Here is a 16,280-nt window from a genome sequence, read left to right as displayed (position 1 = left end):
GAGGAAGAAGAGGCATGGCGACGACGAAGCCGGACGTCCAGTACGTCCAGATCGAGCGCGTGCAGTTCTGGGCGGACAAGGAGAGCGGAGACATCCACATCACCACGGACGACCCGGATGCGAAGGACGTCTTCAAGCACACGACGATCTCCAACAGGGAGACGTCCAAGCGCTACCACCCGACGTTCTACCGGCAACTGGCGACGCTCCTCGCCCAGCACGGCAAGACCGTCCCCGGGTGGGACCTTTTCTGCGAGCGCTGCGGAGGCGAGATCGTCCTGATGTCCACGAGCACGACGGGGTACCGGCACAAGCCCGGCCTGCCCGAGTGCGACACGAAGCCGCCGGAGCCCCAGCGCGCAGGCTGATCTGCTCCCTACGCCCACGAGAGCCCCGGCCCGTCTACTCGGACGGTGACCGGGGCTCTCGCACGTCTACGGGCAGATGCGGCTCGTGTAGCCTGTGCGCACCACCCCTGCCAAGAGTTCCGAACGGCACTGAACGCCCACCCTAGGCGTCTGGTGCCCCTGAACTTGGTAGGTGTTTGGTGACGCACCTTTCCCCGCTCCTGGGCGTCGGTTTGCTGCTGGCCTATCCGGCCTACCTGCTGCTGATGGCCGCCGTGATGCGGATCTGCGGCGTCCCAAAGGCGGAGGTGGCGATGTGGGTCCTGCGGCAGGCTGACCGCCAGCGCCTCACCGATCTCATCCGTGCCGCGCGCGGGCTGCCGGAGCCGCCACCGAAGCAGGACGCCCTCGGCGGCTAGCTCAGAGGCATCTACGCGGTGTCCTCGTCGTAGTCCTCGCACCGCTCAAGTTCGCTGATCTTCCGACGGACCCATGGCTGATCGGTGATCGGGAAGGTCTCGCAGTCTCGCCGTCGGCATGAACACCCGTTCCGGGTTGGCTGGTGCTGCTTCGCCACGTCGGCGAGCACGCGGATGTACGCGTCGCGGGAGCGGAAAGCTGCGATCATCCTGTCCCGCGTGTCGCCCATCTGGACCTTGATCTCGTCGACCTGCGCCAGCGCAGCCTTGGTCTCGGCGTCCTTCTGCTCGGCGAACTCCCAGTACCACCGTGCGTGATCTTCGGCGATGCGGATTCGGGTCTCGGCATCGTCACCCCGATGTGGTGCGCATCTGCTGCACCGTTTCGGCACGGTGTTCGATTGGTGCATCCGATGCTCGACGTTCGGACTCACAGGCCGCTGGATTGGATAGAAGAGCCCGCAGCAGAGGCACACGTAGTGGCCGCCGGGCACGCTGATGGCCAAGAGGGCTCCTTGATCGAACTGGTGTTCGGGTAATCGAATCACAACAGTCCGACAACGAGTACGCGGCACGCCGACGCTGCGTCCCCACTGCCAGTCGGAGATCGACTATGGCGTCCGGCGGCTACGGCCGGAGCTTCTGCTGCACGCGGGCCTGCCGCGCCGCGTCGGCGAGCGTCCACAGCGCGCACGGCCAAGACGCGCGGGGCGTCCCCCGCCCCGGCGTCGTGCACTCGACGCACAACCCGGCGGCGTTCGGGCGGTGGTCCGCCATCAGCCGCTCGATCACGTCCCGCCGCGTCGCCAGCTCCGCGACGAACTCCACCCAGGTCCCCTGCGTCACGGCGCGTGACGCTACCCCGAAACGGACAAGTGAGCTAACACGTCCAAGCGGTCTAGTTGTACCGAACGTGCTGCTGAGCGGGTTTCGAGCGGACTGGTGCACATACCGTCGCGACGTGGGACGTCCGGCCGAGAAGTTGCTCACCACCGCGCAGGCGGCGGAGCACCTCGGCATCTCGCGGGGCACGCTCGCCCGCTACGCCCGGGATGGGCTCCTGAAGCCGACGCTGAAGCTGCCCACGGGGCACCTGCGCTGGAGCCTGGAAGACCTCCGCCGCCAGATGCGGGAGCTGCGGGAAGGCGACCGGTAACACCGCGCTCCACGTCGGCGAGCAAGCGCTTACACGGCCCGCCGCTGAACCCCCTCCTCAGCAGCGGGCCGTGCCTTTCACGACCCGCCCGTGGAGGGGATTTGAGGCGGACACGATCTTGACTGATCAACTGGCGGGCCGGATAACCGGCCCTGACCAGCGAGTTTCTGTGGGGCGGGTCGGGTTCGAACCGACGACCTGACGGATTATGAGTCCGCTGCTCTGACCAGCTGAGCTACCGCCCCGGCCCCGCGAGGCTACCGAACGCCCCGGGGATGAGCTCTGCCGCCGTGATCGTCATCGGACACAGCGGCACGTCCGTCCGACAGGTCTGGACGAACGTGCCGCTGGTCGGGCCGTCAGTGGTGGGTGAGGGCGGTGGCGCGCTTGCGCGCGTCCTTGGCCAGCCCGCCGGCCTGGTGCACGACCTCGGTGCCGACGGCGGAAGCGCGGGCGGCGACGTCGTGGCCGAGCTTGCCCGCCTGGGCGGCGAGGGTGGGGCCGGCCTTGTCGAAGCGCTTCTGCAGTTCGGCGTTGCGCTTCGACGCGCGCTTCTGCAGCTGGGTGCTGCGCTTCTCCGCGGCCTTCTGCAGCTGGGCGGCGCGCTTCCCGGCCACCTTCTGCAGCTTGGCGCCGCGCTTCTCCGCCCGGCGGCGCGTCTTGGCGGCACGGCGGCTCAGCTCTGCGGCCCGCGACGAGAGGTCGGATGAGCTCACCCGCGAGGAGACCGCCCTGCCGGCGGCGGGCGCGAGCCCGGCCAGCCCGGCGGCGAGGCCGGCGACCGTGCCACTGGCCTGGGTCGCGGAGCCGGAGAGCTTGCCGCCCGCGTCGTGCACCGCGCCCGTGACGCGCCCCGTGACGTCGGCCGCGGCGCCCGTCACCACGCCGGCCTGGGCCGCGGCGAGCCTCGCCGCGCGGCGGCCGCGCCAGCCGATCGACGGCTTGCCCTCGGTGTCGGCGGCTGCGATCAGGAGGCCGCCGAGCATGCTCACGTTCTTGAGGAAGTGGATCTGCTGCTCCTGCTTGCGCTGCGGGTCGGTCTCCTCCCAGAACCGGTGGCCCGCCAGCGTCGTCGGGATGAGGGTTGCCGCCAGCGCCGTGGAGGCCAGGCGGGGGAACTTGCCGAACGCGAGCAGCGTCCCCGCGGCGATCTTGACGCCGGCATCGATCTTGATCAGCAGGACGTCGTCCGGTCGCTGTTCGACCGGGGCGACCTCGACCGCCTTGTCGACCGCCGGTGCCATCGCATCGAGCACCGGCTTCGCGGCCTGTGCGTGCGCCTCCGGAGCGCGGAGGGCACTGATGCCACCTTGTATGAACAAGGCGGCGAGCATGGGTCGGGCGACACGTCGAAGGAGCATGTGAGCGCATCCCCGGCTTGAGATGCAACCAAACGCTGATTCGACCGAACGCTGTATCGATCAACGGGTGGTGCCATCATTCGGGGGTGACGACCCCAAGACTGGCCATCGGGCTCGACATCGGCGGCACCAAGATCGCGGGCGCCGTTGTCGACGAGCACGGCTCCGTGGTGACGGAGATCGTGGAACCGACACCGGAGGAGTCCGACGCCGAGTCGGTCACCACCGTGCTGCTGTCGATGATCGAACGGCTCCGCGCGGAGCACGACGTCGTCACGATCGGGGTCGGCGCGGCCGGGATCGTCGAATGGCCAGCGGGCAAGATGCTGTGGGCGCCGAACAACGCCTACCGCGACTGGCCGGTGCGCGAACAGCTGGAGAAGGTCACCAACCTGCCGGTCACCGTCGACAACGACGCCAACGTGGCCGCGCTCGCGGAGGCGCGGCTCGGGGAGCCGTACCCGAACATGGTGCTCGTGACGGTCGGCACCGGCATCGGGGGCGGCCTCGTGATGGACGGGAAGATCTACCGGGGGCCCACCGGACTCGGCGCCGAGCTGGGTCACATCATCCTCAACCCGGACGGCCCCCGCTGCGGTTGCGGCAACCACGGCTGCTTCGAGGCATACGCATCGGGAACGGCGCTCACGCGGATGGCGCGCGATGCCGCTGAGGACGACCCGGACGGGTTGATCGCCCGGATCGGTGCTACCGACGGTGAGGTCACGGGGCACACGGTCCTCGAGGCCGTCCAGCAGGGCGACGAGGTGGCGAAGGCCCTGTTCGCCCGGCTCGGCCGCTGGCTCGGGGTCGGCATCGCGTCGCTCGCGAACATCTTCGAGGTCGACGCCGTCGTCGTCGGGGGCGGTCTGGTCGAGACCGGGGAGCTGCTGCTCGCGCCCGCCAGGGCAACGGCACGCGAGTACGCGTACGCGCCGACGGCCCGCGGCGTCCCGCCCGTCGTCGCGGCGACGTTCGGTGGCGACGCCGGGAAGATCGGCGCGGCCCTCCTCGCGCTCGACCACGCCTGACACCCGCCGCACCCGCTGGTCGCGAGCGCCCCCGGATCTGCCGGCGGCGGCGGGGGCCCGTCACTCACTAGGGTGGGTGCGTGTCCCTGGTACTCGGGCCGGTTCTGCGCCACGTCGGCGAGACGACGGCGTCCGTGTGGGTCCAGACCGAGCGGGCGGCCACCGTGTCGGTGCTGGGGTGCACCACCCGGACGTTCGAGGTTGCGGGGCACCACTTCGCGCTCGTGCCCGTCACGGGGCTCACGCCGGGCAGCGTGACGCCGTACGAGGTGGCGGTGGACGGCGAGCAGGTGTGGCCGCAGGCGACCACGCCGTTCCCGCCCAGCGTCATCCGCACGCGCGGCGGCGCCGAGGCCCACCGCGTCATATTCGGGTCGTGCCGCTACGCGAAGGTGACCGACCCGAAGCTGACGGTGCAGCTCGGGATCGATGCGCTCGACGCGTACGCGGCGCGGATGGCCGGCCGGCCGCAGGAGGAATGGCCCGACGCGCTCCTGCTGCTCGGCGACCAGGTGTACGCCGACGAGCTGACGCCCCGCACCAGGCGGCGGATCGCGGCGCGCAGCGACCGGCACCCGGACTGGCCCGACGACGAGATCGTCGGCTTCGACGAGTACGTGGGCCTGTACCGCGACTCGTGGAGCGACCCGGAGGTCCGGTGGCTGCTGTCCACGGTGCCAACCGCGATGATCTTCGACGACCACGACGTGCGCGACGACTGGAACACCTCGGCCCACTGGCGCGCGGAGATGAACGAGAAGCCGTGGTGGCGAACGCGGATCCGCTCCGCGCTGGCGTCGTACTGGGTGTTCCAGCACATCGGCAACCTGGCCCCCGACGAGCTCGCGTCCAGCGCGGACCACCGCAAGATCGTGGAACACGACGGTGACACGTGGCCCGTGCTCGCGGAGCTCGCCGATCGCGCCGACGCCGAGGTGGACGGCGAGAAGGGTGTGCGGTTCAGCTTCCGCTGGGACATGGGCCGCACGCGCCTTCTGATGGTCGACTCCCGCAACGGGCGCATCCTCGACGACGGCAGGCACCTCATCCTGGGCGAGTCGGAGTTCTCCTGGCTCGAGCGCCAGGCCGCCGCGCCCGGCGCGGTCGACCACGTCCTGATCGGCACCTCGATCCCATGGCTGCTGCCGCACGCGATCGGTGACCTCGAGACCGTCAACGAGATCGCGGCGGCCCGGCCCGGGTGGCGCGGCCGGCTCGCCGAGAACGTCCGCCAGGCCGCCGACCTGGAGCACTGGGCCGCGTTCCGGGCCTCGTTCGACCGGCTCACCGCGATGATCGACCGCGCCGCGGCGAGCGGGGTCGCCACCGTCACCGTGCTCTCCGGCGACGTGCACCACAGCTACGCCGCGCGGGCCGACCTCCCGGGTGCCCCGCCGGCCCGCGTCCACCAGCTGACCTGCTCGCCGGTGCACAACCGGATCCACTGGTTCGTCCGGCCCGGGTTCCGGCTCGGGTGGTCCCGCGCGGCACGCCGGTTCGCGGAGCGGTGGGCGCGGCGCGTCGGGGCGCCGCCCATGCCGCTGACCTGGCAGCGCCTGGTCGGTCCACTGTTCGGCAACACGATCGCCACGCTCGAGCTGAGCGGGCGCCGCGCGGAGGCGATCTTCGAGCAGCCGCGGTCGTCGGCGTCGCTCGTGGAGCGCGCCCGGCTCGATCTCACTCGATGAAAGGGCACCGATGACGGTCATCGCCACCGAACCGCCGTCCGCGATCGCCGGCCAGACAGTGGTGCTGCGGCCGACCACGCCCGAGCACGTGCCCATGTTCCTCGAGATCCTGCGCCACCCCGAGATCGTGCCCTGGTGGGGCGGTTACGACCTGGAACGGGTGCGGCGCGAGCTCCTCGGGCCACACGGCTACGCGATCGAGCTGGCGGGCGAGGTCGTCGGCCTGATCCTCTACCGCGAGGAGACCGACCCCGACCACCGCCACGCCGCGCTCGACCTCGCGTTGCACCCCGACCAGCAGGGCCAGGGCCTCGGCTGCGACGCACTGCGTGCGATGGCGCGGTTCCTGTTCAACGGCCGCGGCCACCACCGCGTCACGATCGACCCCGCCGCCCACAACGAGCGGGCGATCCGCAGCTGCGCCCGCGCCGGGTTCCGACCGATCGGGGTGATGCGCCGCTACGAGCGGTCGGCCGACGGCGGGTGGCACGACTGCCTGCTGATGGACCTCATCAGCGACGATCAGCCCTAGCCCGCGATCCGCCGCTCTCCCACAGCGGGCCGGCCACGAGCCAGATTCCGACCACGACCCACACCCGCCCGATCCACCAGTGGAGCGTGCCGGACTGCTCGGGCGTCGCCACGAACAACACGAGCCCGCCCAGCACCACCGACGTGATGACGGCGGCGACGACCACGCGGTTCCACTCCCGCCACAGGTGCGCGACGCGCTCCGGGGTGCCCTTCGCCGGCTTGACCGGGGGCGGGCCGCCCGCGAAGCGGTGCGCGAACCGGACGTCGGCCCAGCGGACGATGCTCGGCCCGAACGCGACGCTGAACCCGAGGTAGACACCGGCGAGGCCGTGCACCGACCGGGGCTCGGCCCCGTGCAGCAGGTCGAGGGTCACGGCGACGACCAGCACGACGTCGAGCAGCGGGATCGCGGCCAGCAGCAGTGTGCTGAGCATCCGCAGCCGCAGCAGGTAGCGGGCGACGAGGCCGAGACCGAGCAGGACCCACAGCCCGATCTCGCACGCGAGGATCAGGGCGACAATGGGATTGTCGTGTGCCAGCTGCACGATGTTCTCCACGATTCGAACGGTAGGTGTCCGCCGAACGTCACGAATCCGGAGAAATGACCAGGTGCGGGTCGGCAGAAAGGATGACGGCCCGCCGCACGGGAACGCCCCGCCGGACGAGCGCGCTCAGGGCGCCGAGCGGCCCGGCTTGCGCCGCCGCTCCCCCACCATCGACCGCAGCACGAGCAGCACGCCGACGACGCCCATCGCGATGCTCGCCGGCAGGTGCAGCGCGTCGGGAAGCAGGTGCAGCTGTAGCCACCAGCCCTTCGACCCGCTTTCCGCGAGGCGGTTGACGAGCCCGCCCACTCCTTGCACGAACAGGACGATCCCGATTGTTTCCAGCATTTCTCGAGATTCGCACGAGGTTGCCGTATCCCACGTCGGGAGCGGGACGGATCCTGGCGTCGTTCCTTCGGCGGACGCGACCACGCTCAGAACGGCGTGCGCTCCAGCCAGGTGCGCCACACCGTCTCGTCGCCGAGCACCTGCAGGCGCGGGTCGTCGGCCGGGATCCGCCGCGTCACCGCCTGCAGGATGTCCGCGGCACGCCCCCGCACCGCGACGGCACCCTTGCCGTGCCCGTGCTCCCACGCGAGGCGGCCGTCCGCGGAACGCACCAGCCACTCGCCGTCCGTCCCGAGGCCGTCGTCGGTGGCGTGCAGGTGCAGGGTGGCACCGTCGGCGAGCGCAGGCCCGGCCTCGGGTGCCGGGCGGGCGGCCAGGACGTCGAGCCACTCGGAGACGGCGTCGGCGGCGAGCGCGGGCTCGATCGCGAACGGCACGCCGAGCGCGATCGAGGCGTCGGCGCGGTGCACGGTCGCCTCGTGCAGCCGCCGCCGGATCCACCACACCGCGGGCTTCGGGCCGGTGAACGTCCACACCGGGACGTCCGGGCCCGTGGCGGCCACCGCGTCGACCAGCAGCCGGGCGCTGCCGGCCAGCCAGCCCACCGGGTCGTCCGCGGAGGGCTTCCCCTCCGGCACCGCGCGGATGTCGACCCGCTCCTGGGCACGATCCCGCACGATCATCGCCGCCCACCGGTCACCGCGGCCGACGTGCGTGAGCAACTGGCGCAGCGTCCAGCCCGGGCAGGTCGGGACCGAGACCTCGGGATCGGCCGTGGCCAGAAGTTCACCCAGTCGCAGGTTCTCGTCGACGAGCGCATCCGCGGGGTTCATACCCTGACGCTAGACCTTTAGGGGTAGCGGGGGTGCGCGCATGGTTGAAGACCGGACCGGGTAGGAAACGCATATGGCGCCAGAGAAGCGGGAATGGTCGGTCCCCGGCCCGATCCGGGCACTCCTGTGGTGGCCCGGAGTCGCATTCGTACTGGTCATGGTCGCGCCCGAGGCCGCGGCGGCGGGTATCGCCGCCTCCGGCGCCGCGCTGATGATGCTCGGCGCCGTCGTCCCCATCGTGTCCCGGCGCCTCCGGCGCCCCCGTCCCACCCCGCCGCGGAGCATCGACGACCGCCCGACGGTCGAGATGCCCACCGTCGAGATCCCCCCTGTGGGGCGGGTCGCCTGAAGCTCCTCGGATCCGGCCGCACCGCCGACGTCTACGCCCTGGACGACCACCGGGTGCTGCGCCGGTACCGCGAACGCGGCCGTGGCGAGGTCACCCGCGAGGCCGCGGCGATGGCGCACGTCACCACCCACGGTTTCCCCGCACCCGCCGTGTTCACCGCCGTCGGGACCGATCTCGTGATGGAACGGCTGTACGGGCCGGTCCTCCTGGACGCGGTGGCGGCGGGCGACCACGACGCGGGTGCCGCCGGCCGCGTCCTCGCCGACCTGCACACCAAGCTGCACGCCGTCCCGCCCCGGGCCGGCACGCCGGACGAGCGGGTGCTGCACCTCGACCTGCACCCCGCGAACGTCGTGCTCACCGCACGCGGGCCGGTACTGATCGACTGGACGAACGCGACCGATGGCCCACCCGACCTCGACGTCGCCCAGACCGCCGTGATCCTCGCCCAGGCCGCGGTAGAACCCGGACACGTCCACGGGCAGGCCGCCAGGGAGATGCTCGTCACGTTCCTCGGGGCAACGGACGGACAGGCGCTGCCCGAGCTGGACCGCGCAGTCGCGCGGCGCGCGGCCGACCCCTCGCTGACCACGACCGAGGTGGGCCTGCTCGACGAGGCCGCCGCCCTCGTCACCGCAACCGCCCGCTGACCTTCCGTAGCGCAGGTCACTCCTGGGGTAAGTTGCACCTCCGATACTCGGAAGCCAAACTAAATCGAGGTGCGGGTGAGAGGACGACCCATGGCAGAGCTGCACGTGCCGGTCCACCCGGTGCGCTTCGTCACCGCCGCGAGCCTCTTCGACGGCCACGACGCGGCGATCAACATCATGCGACGCATCCTGCAGCGGCAGGGCGCCGAGGTGATCCACCTTGGGCACAACCGCTCCGTCGACGAGGTCGTGACCGCGGCCATCCAGGAGGACGCGCAGGGCGTTGCGGTCAGCTCCTACCAGGGCGGCCACATCGAGTACTTCACCTACCTCGTCGAGCTGCTGCGGGAGCGCGGCGCGGGGCACGTCAAGGTCTACGGCGGGGGCGGCGGTGTGATCGTCCCGCGCGAGATCGAGCTGCTGCACGAGCGTGGGGTCGCACGGATCTTCTCCCCCGAGGACGGCCAGCGACTGGGGCTCCCCGGAATGATCAACACGATGATCCGCGACTGCGACGTGGATCTCGCGGCCGCTCCACCGGAGTCCTTCGACGGCCTCTTCACCGGCGAGCCGGCCACGCTGGCCCGCGCGCTGACGCTTGCCGAGGCCGGTCGGTTGCCGGGCCACCTCGACCTCACGCCTCGGCGTCCGGTCCCGGTGCTGGGCATCACCGGCACCGGCGGCTCCGGCAAGTCGAGTCTCACCGACGAGCTCGTCCGCCGCTTCCGCCTCGACCAGGAGGACAAGCTGCGGATCGCCGTGCTCGCCGCCGACCCGACCCGGCGGCGTGGCGGGGGTGCGCTGCTCGGCGACCGGATCCGGATGAACTCGCTCGGCGGTGACCAGGTCTTCTTCCGCTCGATGGCCACCCGCGGCACGGAGAGCAGCCTGCCGGAGCGCCTGGGCGACGTGATCGGTGTGCTCAAGGCCGCCGGGTTCGACCTCGTGATCGTCGAGACGCCCGGCATCGGGCAGGGTGACGCCGGGATCGTGCCGTTCGTCGACCGCTCGCTGTACGTCATGACGCCCGAGTTCGGGGCGGCGTCGCAGCTCGAGAAGATCGACATGCTCGACTTCGCCGACGCCGTGGCGATCAACAAGTTCGAGCGCCGCGGGGCGGAGGACGCCCGCCGCGACGTCGGCCGGCAGCTGGTGCGCAACCGCGAGGCGTTCGGCGTGTCCTGGGAGGACATGCCGGTGTTCGGCACCAGCGCCGCCACGTTCAACGACGACGGCGTCACCGCGCTCTACCACCACGTGCGCGACCTGCTCGCCAAGGACGGCCTCGCCGTCGGCGAGGGCAGGCTGCGGCGCCCGGAGCGCAAGACGTCCAGCGACTACGCGGCGATCATCCCGCCGCAGCGGGTGCGGTACCTGTCCGACATCGCCGAGACGGTGCGGGGCTACCACGCCGAGACCGTGAAGCACGTCGAGGCGGCGCGGCGGCGCGAGCACCTGCGGACGGCGCGCGAACTGGTGGGCGATGCGGTCGACGAGGCGCTGCGGACGGCCGAGCAGGACCTGCCGGCCGCGTCCGCCGCCCTGCTCGACGAGTGGCCGCGGGTCGTCGAGGCCTACTCCGGCGACGAGATGGTGGTGAAGGTCCGCGACAAGGAGCTGCGCACGCAGCTCACCCGCGAGACGCTGTCGGGCAACAAGGTGCCGCGCGTCGCGCTGCCGCGGTTCAGGGAGGACGCCGAGCTGCTGCGATTCCTGCGCAGCGAGAACCTGCCCGGGCGGTTCCCGTTCACCGCGGGGGTGTTCCCGTTCAAGCGCGAGGGCGAGGACCCCGGCCGCATGTTCGCGGGCGAGGGCGACGCGTTCCGCACCAACCGCCGCTTCAAGCTGCTGTCCGAGCACTCGGAGGCCAAGCGGCTGTCCACCGCGTTCGACTCCGTCACGCTCTACGGGCGCGACCCGGACACCCGCCCCGACGTCTACGGCAAGGTCGGCACGTCCGGCGTCTCGATCGCGACGCTCGACGACATGAAGGCGCTCTACGACGGCTTCGACCTGACCTCGCCCACGACGTCCGTCTCGATGACGATCAACGGGCCGGCGCCCACGATCCTCGCGTTCTACCTGAACACCGCGATCGACCAGGTCATCGAGCGCTTCCGCGCGGAGGAGGGCCGCGAGCCGGACGCCGCCGAGCGCGAGGAGCTCACCGCCTTCGCGCTGCAGAACGTGCGCGGCACCGTGCAGGCCGACATCCTCAAGGAGGACCAGGGCCAGAACACCTGCATCTTCTCCACCGAGTTCTCGCTGCGGATGATGGCCGACATCCAGGAGTGGTTCATCCAGCACAAGGTGCGCAACTTCTACTCGGTCTCGATATCCGGCTACCACATCGCCGAGGCCGGGGCGAACCCGATCAGCCAGCTCGCGTTCACGCTCGCCAACGGGTTCACGTTCGTGGAGAGCTACCTCGCGCGCGGAATGGACATCGACGACTTCGCGCCCAACCTGTCGTTCTTCTTCTCCAACGGCATGGACGCCGAGTACTCCGTGATCGGACGCGTGGCCCGGCGGATCTGGGCGATCGCGATGCGGGACAGGTACGGGGCGAACGAGCGGTCGCAGAAGCTCAAGTACCACGTGCAGACGTCCGGCCGGTCCCTGCACGCGCAGGAGATGGACTTCAACGACATCAGAACGACGCTGCAGGCCCTCTGCGCGCTCTACGACAACGCCAACTCGCTGCACACCAACGCGTTCGACGAGGCCGTGACCACCCCGACCGAGGCGTCGGTGCGCCGGGCGATGGCCATCCAGCTGATCATCGGCAAGGAGTGGGGCCTGTCGATGAACGAGAACCCGCTGCAGGGCTCGTTCATCATCGAGGAGCTCACCGACCTCGTCGAGGAGGCGGTGCTCGCCGAGTTCGACCGCATCTCCGAACGCGGCGGCGTGCTGGGCGCGATGGAGACCGGCTACCAGCGCGGCAGGATCCAGGACGAGTCCCTGCTGTACGAGCACCGCAAGCACGACGGCACGCTCCCGATCGTCGGCGTCAACACGTTCGTCCGCGAGGAGGCGGGCGAGCCGCAGGAGATCGAGCTGGCCCGCGGCACGGAGGCGGAGAAGCAGAGCCAGCTCGACCGGCTGGCCGGCTTCCAGCGCCGCCACAGCGGGGAGGCCGCCGACGCGATCCGGCGGCTGCAGGACGTGGCGACGGGTGACGGCAACGTCTTCGACGAGCTGATGAGGGCGGCGCGGGTCTGCAGCCTCGGCCAGCTGACGGACGCGTTCTTCGAGGTGGGCGGGCAGTACCGGCGCAACATGTAGGGCGCCGGTGTCAGCAAAGCCACTTTCATGACGTCTGGTGTCCTGAAAGTGGCTTTGCTGACATCCCGGAGCGGCGGAGTGCGGGGGTCCATGCCGCGACCGCCGCGATGCCCACCACGCACATGAGGCCGCCCGTCACCGCGGCCACCCCCGCCGTGGTCGCACCGGCCACGAGGCCGGCCCGGAAGTTGCCCAGGTAGGGGCCGGCCATGCCCACGACGTCCTCGACGGCGGTGACGCGGCCGCGGTAGGCGTCCGGCGTGACGAGCTGCACGAGGGCGCCGCGGGAGATGACCGAGATCGTGTCGGCGGCACCGGCGACGGCGAGGCAGCCGAGCGCCAGCCACGGGTTCGGCGCCATCCCGAACCCCGCGAGCGCGACCCCCCACAGGCCCGCGGCGGCGAGCATGACCAGGCCCAGCCGGCCGGACCGCGTGACGGCCCCCGACCCGAGCCCGGCGACGATGCCGCCGACCGCGATCGCGGAGAGGAAGAGCCCGAGGGTCTGCGGGTCGCCGCCGAAACGCTCGGAGTTGACCACCGGGAAGAGCGCGATCGGCATCGCGAGCACGGTTGCGATCAGGTCGGTGAGGAACGCACCCGCCAACACCGGCCTGCCCGCGATGAACCGCCATCCCGCAACCACGGCCGCGAGGCCCGGCCGGGTGCCCGCGCCGTCGGGCGGCAGGGCCGGAAGGCGCACCACGCCGTAGAGCGCGGCGATGAACGTCAGCGTGTCGACGGCGTAGCAGGAGCCGACCCCCCAGCGAGCTGCGACGAGCCCGGCGATCGCGGGCCCCACCAGCATCGAGGCCTGGAAGCCGAGGTTGAACAGCGCGAGCCCCGCGCCGACCTGGTCGGCGGGCAACAGGCGGGCCGCGAACGTGCGGCGCGCCGGGGCGCCGATGGCCCCGCAGGCCGACTGCAACGCGACGAGGCCGAGCAGCACGGCGAGCGAGTCCAGGCCCGCGAACGCCTGCGCGGCCAGCAGCCCGGCCACCACCATCTGACCGAGCGTCGTGCCGAGGACCAGGCGCCTGCGGTCGACCGCGTCGGCGAGGACGCCACCCACCATCCCGAACACGACCATCGGGACCGCCTGGGCGAGCCCGATCGCGCCGACGGCCACCGGGCTGGACGTGAGCTCCCACGTCTGCTGCAGGACGGCGACGACAGCGAGCTGGCCGCCCACCGTCGAGAGGACCCCGCCCGCCAAGACGCGGCGGAACGGCGCGCTGGAGCGCAGCGGTCGCGTGTCGAGGATGAGCTTCACGACTCGGCGATCCGGTCGGCGATCCGGTCGTGGAAGGAGCGGCGGGCGAGCGCGGCCTGCAGGTCCCGGACGACCTGGCTGAGCGCGTACGGGATCTCGGCCTCCAGTTCGGCGACCGCCTCCTCCGTGGCCCGCCACTCCGCCTCGAGGAAGGGCAGGATCTCCCGCGCCCGGTCGGTGAGCACCACCTCGCGGGTGCGGGCATCGGCGCCCGCTGCGGTGGTCACGAGACCGTCGCGCTGCAGGGCCGCGACGGTCTGGCTCATCGCCGAGTGCGTGACCTCGAGCGAGTCGGCCAGCTGCCGGATCGTCATCCCACCCCGCCGGCCGAGCCGGATCAGCGGCGCGACGAACCGCGGCCGCACGCCGGTGATGCCCCGATCCGCGTAGAGGCGGGCGATGTCCGCGTCCATGGCATCGAGCAGCTGGCGCAGCGGCCGCCAACGGTGCTGTTCGAGCGGGTCGGGCGTCGCGGTCACGGGCGGATCGTAACAGCGCTTATATAAGTGCTGTTACGGTCTGCGGATCACCTCCGCAAGACTCGCCCACCCGTCCTGGCCGTGCCCCCGCACGATCGCCCTGTCGTAGAGCGACTTGATCGCGGCCGGGAGCGCCGTGTCGAGCCCCATGCCGCTGTTGGCACCCACCACGTGATCCGCGGTCGCGCCCATCATGAGCACGTTCGCCAACTCCCCCGGGTACTCGCCCTCGTCGACGGCGCGGGCCGCATCGGGCAGGAGGGCGGCCACGTCCTCGCCCGGGGCCGCGCGGGCAAGGAACTCCTGCGCCGGGATCCCAGCAGCGGCGAACATCGCGAACGACTGCAGGTACGCGGCGAGCGTCGTCAGGAACACCTGCAGCTGGGCCTGGTAGTGCAGCTGCGCGAGGCCGTGGTCGGCGCCCAGGTACTCCGGCCGCCCGATCGCGGCGAGGGTGGGCTCGTGCGCGTCGAACGCCTGACGGCTGCCGCTGTAGAGCACGGACGCCCCGTCGGCCCCGACCATGTCGGCCGAGGCCAGCACCCCGCCGGCCACGAGCTCCGCGCCGCGGTCGCCGAGCCAGTCCGCCGCCGCGCGCGTGGCGTCCGGGGTGTCGGAGCTGAGGTTGACGACGACCCGGCCAGCGAGTGCGCTGCCGGTGTCGCCGAGGATGTCGTACATCGCTTGATAGTCGGTGAGGCTCAGCACGACCAGCTCGCTCGCGGAGACCGCGTCCGCCGCCGTCGCGGCCCGCACCGCACCCGCTCCCACCAGCTCGTCCGCCCGTGCCTGCGTCCGGTTCCACACCCTCGTCGGCCGGCCAGCCGCAAGGAACGTGCGTACCATCGCCCGGCCCATCGGGCCCAGCCCGATCACCGTCACGCCGTCTGCCTTCATGCCCCTGACGCTCGCAGAGCGCGCGCACGGTTCTCGCACGGAATGCGAGCGGGAGGCGCACGCCTGGACCCTGATGCGCCGGTGGCCGACACCGACGTCAGGTCGGCCGGGACGTCGGAGGCGCGGCGCGCAGCCCGAGGGCCGTCGTCACACCCGGCCCCATCAGCTCGGCGACGGCGGCGAGCACGTCCGCAACGGTCACGGCGAGCAGCGCCGGGTCCGGGTCGCCTGCGAACGGGTCGCCGCGCCGCAGCGCCGGGACGGTGAGCGCGCGGTGCGGCCCGTCCTCGGGCGGTCCCCACTCCTCGACCGGCGCTGGTCCGAACAGCACCACCGACGGCGTCCGGTAGGCCGACGCCAGGTGCGCCACGCCGGTGTCCCCGCTGACCAGCAGGGTGGCGCCGGCGATCAGGGCCGCGAGCTCGCGCAGGCCGGTACCTCCTGCGAGCACGGCCGCAGGCGACAGCCCTCCCAGCTCCGCGACGGCGAGTGCCCGGGACCGCTGCGCGGCCGAGCCCGTGACCACCACCCGGTGGCCGCCGGCCCGCAGCGCGGCAGCCACGGCCGCGAACCGCTCGGTGGGCCACTCCTTGGCGCCGTACCCGGCGCCGACGTGCACGACGACGGCGCCCGGCGCGGGTGACGGCTCCTCCGGGCGGCGCAGCAGCAGGTCGGCGGGGTCGGCGGGGATGCCGTGGGCCGCGAGCATCGCGCACCAGCGGTGCCGCTCGTGACCACCGGGCCACCACTGCGGCCCCGGCCAGCCCGGCGCGGCGAACCCGATGCGCCGCTGCGGATCGAGCGCGTCGAGCGCGGCAGCGCTCTCGCCGCCGGCCGCGTGCAGGTTGACGGCGACGTCCGGGCGGCGCGGGCGCATGAGCGGCACCAGACCGCGAGTCGGCTCGAACCGGTCGATCCCCCCGATCAGCGCGGCGACCGGCTCGAGCCAGCCGTGCGTCACGAGGGTGAGCTCGTGGTCGGGGAAATGCCGGCGCAGCGCCCGCAGCGCCGGCACGACCACCAGCAGGTCACCGAGGTTCAGGGCACGCAGCGCCACCAGCCGCGGGGGAACGGTCATGATC

Annotated in this window: 19 protein-coding genes and 1 tRNA gene; 9 read left to right on the top strand and 11 right to left on the bottom strand. The window is 71.9% G+C overall.

Going from position 1 to position 16,280, the window contains the following annotated elements; all coding sequences use genetic code 11:
• Positions 1-14: 14 nt before the first annotated feature.
• Entirely contained in the window at positions 15-368 is a 354-nt protein-coding gene (locus tag FB388_RS39830) for a hypothetical protein (RefSeq protein ID WP_211361806.1), read from the top strand.
• 179 nt (positions 369-547) lie between these two features.
• Complete coding sequence (locus FB388_RS07250) at positions 548-766, top strand: hypothetical protein (protein ID WP_142098609.1); 219 nt, start codon at positions 548-550, stop codon at positions 764-766.
• An 11-nt stretch (positions 767-777) separates the two neighbouring features.
• On the opposite strand, the gene FB388_RS07245 is transcribed toward FB388_RS07250, so the two are convergent.
• On the bottom strand, positions 778-1,272 hold the full coding sequence (locus FB388_RS07245; protein ID WP_142098606.1) for a hypothetical protein: 495 nt from the start codon (positions 1,270-1,272) through the stop codon (positions 778-780).
• A 121-nt stretch (positions 1,273-1,393) separates the two neighbouring features.
• Positions 1,394-1,612 carry a hypothetical protein gene (locus FB388_RS40255; protein WP_246121710.1) on the bottom strand — a complete coding sequence of 73 codons (219 nt, stop codon included), beginning with the start codon at positions 1,610-1,612 and terminating at the stop codon, positions 1,394-1,396.
• A gap of 115 nt (positions 1,613-1,727) precedes the next feature.
• On the opposite strand from FB388_RS40255, the gene FB388_RS40250 reads away from it, so the two are divergent.
• The gene (locus FB388_RS40250) at positions 1,728-1,922 is read left to right on the top strand and encodes a helix-turn-helix transcriptional regulator (RefSeq protein ID WP_246121708.1); all 195 of its coding nucleotides are present in this window, start codon (positions 1,728-1,730) and stop codon (positions 1,920-1,922) included.
• A 170-nt stretch (positions 1,923-2,092) separates the two neighbouring features.
• Here the strand turns inward: FB388_RS40250 and FB388_RS07235 are convergent.
• Positions 2,093-2,167 (bottom strand) — tRNA-Ile (locus tag FB388_RS07235).
• 114 nt (positions 2,168-2,281) lie between these two features.
• Positions 2,282-3,283 carry a DoxX family protein gene (locus FB388_RS07230; RefSeq protein ID WP_246121706.1) on the bottom strand — a complete coding sequence of 334 codons (1,002 nt, stop codon included), beginning with the start codon at positions 3,281-3,283 and terminating at the stop codon, positions 2,282-2,284.
• A gap of 86 nt (positions 3,284-3,369) precedes the next feature.
• Between FB388_RS07230 and FB388_RS07225 the strand changes: the two genes are divergently transcribed.
• The 3 genes from FB388_RS07225 (at position 3,370) to FB388_RS07215 (ending at position 6,534) form a co-directional block, all read left to right on the top strand.
• A complete protein-coding gene (locus FB388_RS07225) occupies positions 3,370-4,314 on the top strand; it encodes an ROK family protein (RefSeq protein WP_142098601.1) in 945 nt (314 codons plus the stop codon).
• A gap of 80 nt (positions 4,315-4,394) precedes the next feature.
• Entirely contained in the window at positions 4,395-6,002 is a 1,608-nt protein-coding gene (locus FB388_RS07220; RefSeq protein ID WP_142098598.1) for an alkaline phosphatase D family protein, read from the top strand.
• Between the two features lie 10 nt (positions 6,003-6,012).
• Positions 6,013-6,534, top strand: coding sequence for a GNAT family N-acetyltransferase (locus FB388_RS07215; protein ID WP_142098595.1), 522 nt, complete (start codon positions 6,013-6,015; stop codon positions 6,532-6,534).
• On the opposite strand, the gene FB388_RS07210 is transcribed toward FB388_RS07215, so the two are convergent.
• The 3 genes from FB388_RS07210 to FB388_RS07200 form a co-directional block, all read right to left on the bottom strand.
• Complete coding sequence (locus FB388_RS07210) at positions 6,515-7,093, bottom strand: hypothetical protein (protein ID WP_246121704.1); 579 nt, start codon at positions 7,091-7,093, stop codon at positions 6,515-6,517. The two genes, FB388_RS07215 and FB388_RS07210, sit on opposite strands and share 20 nt — an antisense overlap.
• A 114-nt stretch (positions 7,094-7,207) precedes the next feature.
• On the bottom strand, positions 7,208-7,429 hold the full coding sequence (locus FB388_RS07205) for a hypothetical protein (protein WP_142098593.1): 222 nt from the start codon (positions 7,427-7,429) through the stop codon (positions 7,208-7,210).
• Positions 7,430-7,515: 86 nt separating this feature from the next.
• Positions 7,516-8,262 (bottom strand): maleylpyruvate isomerase family mycothiol-dependent enzyme, encoded by a 747-nt coding sequence (locus FB388_RS07200; protein WP_142098590.1) that lies wholly within the window; start codon positions 8,260-8,262, stop codon positions 7,516-7,518.
• A gap of 73 nt (positions 8,263-8,335) precedes the next feature.
• Between FB388_RS07200 and FB388_RS39825 the strand changes: the two genes are divergently transcribed.
• From FB388_RS39825 to icmF, 3 genes are all read left to right on the top strand, one after another.
• Positions 8,336-8,611 carry a hypothetical protein gene (locus FB388_RS39825; protein WP_211362087.1) on the top strand — a complete coding sequence of 92 codons (276 nt, stop codon included), beginning with the start codon at positions 8,336-8,338 and terminating at the stop codon, positions 8,609-8,611.
• A 53-nt stretch (positions 8,612-8,664) separates the two neighbouring features.
• Positions 8,665-9,261, top strand: coding sequence for a phosphotransferase (locus FB388_RS07195; RefSeq protein WP_246121702.1), 597 nt, complete (start codon positions 8,665-8,667; stop codon positions 9,259-9,261).
• Between the two features lie 90 nt (positions 9,262-9,351).
• Positions 9,352-12,549, top strand: a complete 3,198-nt coding sequence (gene icmF / locus FB388_RS07190; RefSeq protein WP_142098585.1) for a fused isobutyryl-CoA mutase/GTPase IcmF — start codon at positions 9,352-9,354, stop codon at positions 12,547-12,549.
• A 25-nt stretch (positions 12,550-12,574) separates the two neighbouring features.
• Here the strand turns inward: icmF and FB388_RS07185 are convergent, their stop codons facing one another.
• From FB388_RS07185 to FB388_RS07170, 4 genes are all read right to left on the bottom strand, one after another.
• The gene (locus tag FB388_RS07185) at positions 12,575-13,822 is read right to left on the bottom strand and encodes an MFS transporter (RefSeq protein WP_142098582.1); all 1,248 of its coding nucleotides are present in this window, start codon (positions 13,820-13,822) and stop codon (positions 12,575-12,577) included.
• Entirely contained in the window at positions 13,819-14,301 is a 483-nt protein-coding gene (locus FB388_RS07180) for a MarR family winged helix-turn-helix transcriptional regulator (protein ID WP_142098579.1), read from the bottom strand. The genes FB388_RS07185 and FB388_RS07180 overlap by 4 nt, the downstream gene beginning before the upstream one ends.
• Before the next feature lie 33 nt (positions 14,302-14,334).
• Positions 14,335-15,198 carry an NAD(P)-dependent oxidoreductase gene (locus FB388_RS07175; protein ID WP_142098576.1) on the bottom strand — a complete coding sequence of 288 codons (864 nt, stop codon included), beginning with the start codon at positions 15,196-15,198 and terminating at the stop codon, positions 14,335-14,337.
• 97 nt (positions 15,199-15,295) lie between these two features.
• Positions 15,296-16,276 carry a glycosyltransferase family 9 protein gene (locus tag FB388_RS07170; protein ID WP_142098573.1) on the bottom strand — a complete coding sequence of 327 codons (981 nt, stop codon included), beginning with the start codon at positions 16,274-16,276 and terminating at the stop codon, positions 15,296-15,298.
• Between the last annotated feature and the right edge of the window lie 4 nt (positions 16,277-16,280).

The organism is Pseudonocardia cypriaca (assembly GCF_006717045.1).
Lineage (GTDB): Bacteria > Actinomycetota > Actinomycetes > Mycobacteriales > Pseudonocardiaceae > Pseudonocardia > Pseudonocardia cypriaca.
This window is presented reverse-complemented; position numbering and strand designations above follow the sequence as displayed.

Bases quoted from the DNA above. Each gene is read 5' to 3' on its own strand.
- FB388_RS39830 (WP_211361806.1), top strand. From the start codon at position 15: ATGGCGACGACGAAGCCGGACGTCCAGTACGTCCAGATCGAGCGCGTG.
- FB388_RS07230 (WP_246121706.1), bottom strand. From the start codon at position 3,283: ATGCTCCTTCGACGTGTCGCCCGACCCATGCTCGCCGCCTTGTTCATA.
- FB388_RS07215 (WP_142098595.1), top strand. From the start codon at position 6,013: ATGACGGTCATCGCCACCGAACCGCCGTCCGCGATCGCCGGCCAGACA.
- FB388_RS07205 (WP_142098593.1), bottom strand. From the start codon at position 7,429: ATGCTGGAAACAATCGGGATCGTCCTGTTCGTGCAAGGAGTGGGCGGG.
- FB388_RS07200 (WP_142098590.1), bottom strand. From the start codon at position 8,262: ATGAACCCCGCGGATGCGCTCGTCGACGAGAACCTGCGACTGGGTGAA.
- FB388_RS39825 (WP_211362087.1), top strand. From the start codon at position 8,336: ATGGCGCCAGAGAAGCGGGAATGGTCGGTCCCCGGCCCGATCCGGGCA.
- icmF (WP_142098585.1), top strand. From the start codon at position 9,352: ATGGCAGAGCTGCACGTGCCGGTCCACCCGGTGCGCTTCGTCACCGCC.
- FB388_RS07175 (WP_142098576.1), bottom strand. From the start codon at position 15,198: ATGAAGGCAGACGGCGTGACGGTGATCGGGCTGGGCCCGATGGGCCGG.
- FB388_RS07170 (WP_142098573.1), bottom strand. From the start codon at position 16,276: ATGACCGTTCCCCCGCGGCTGGTGGCGCTGCGTGCCCTGAACCTCGGT.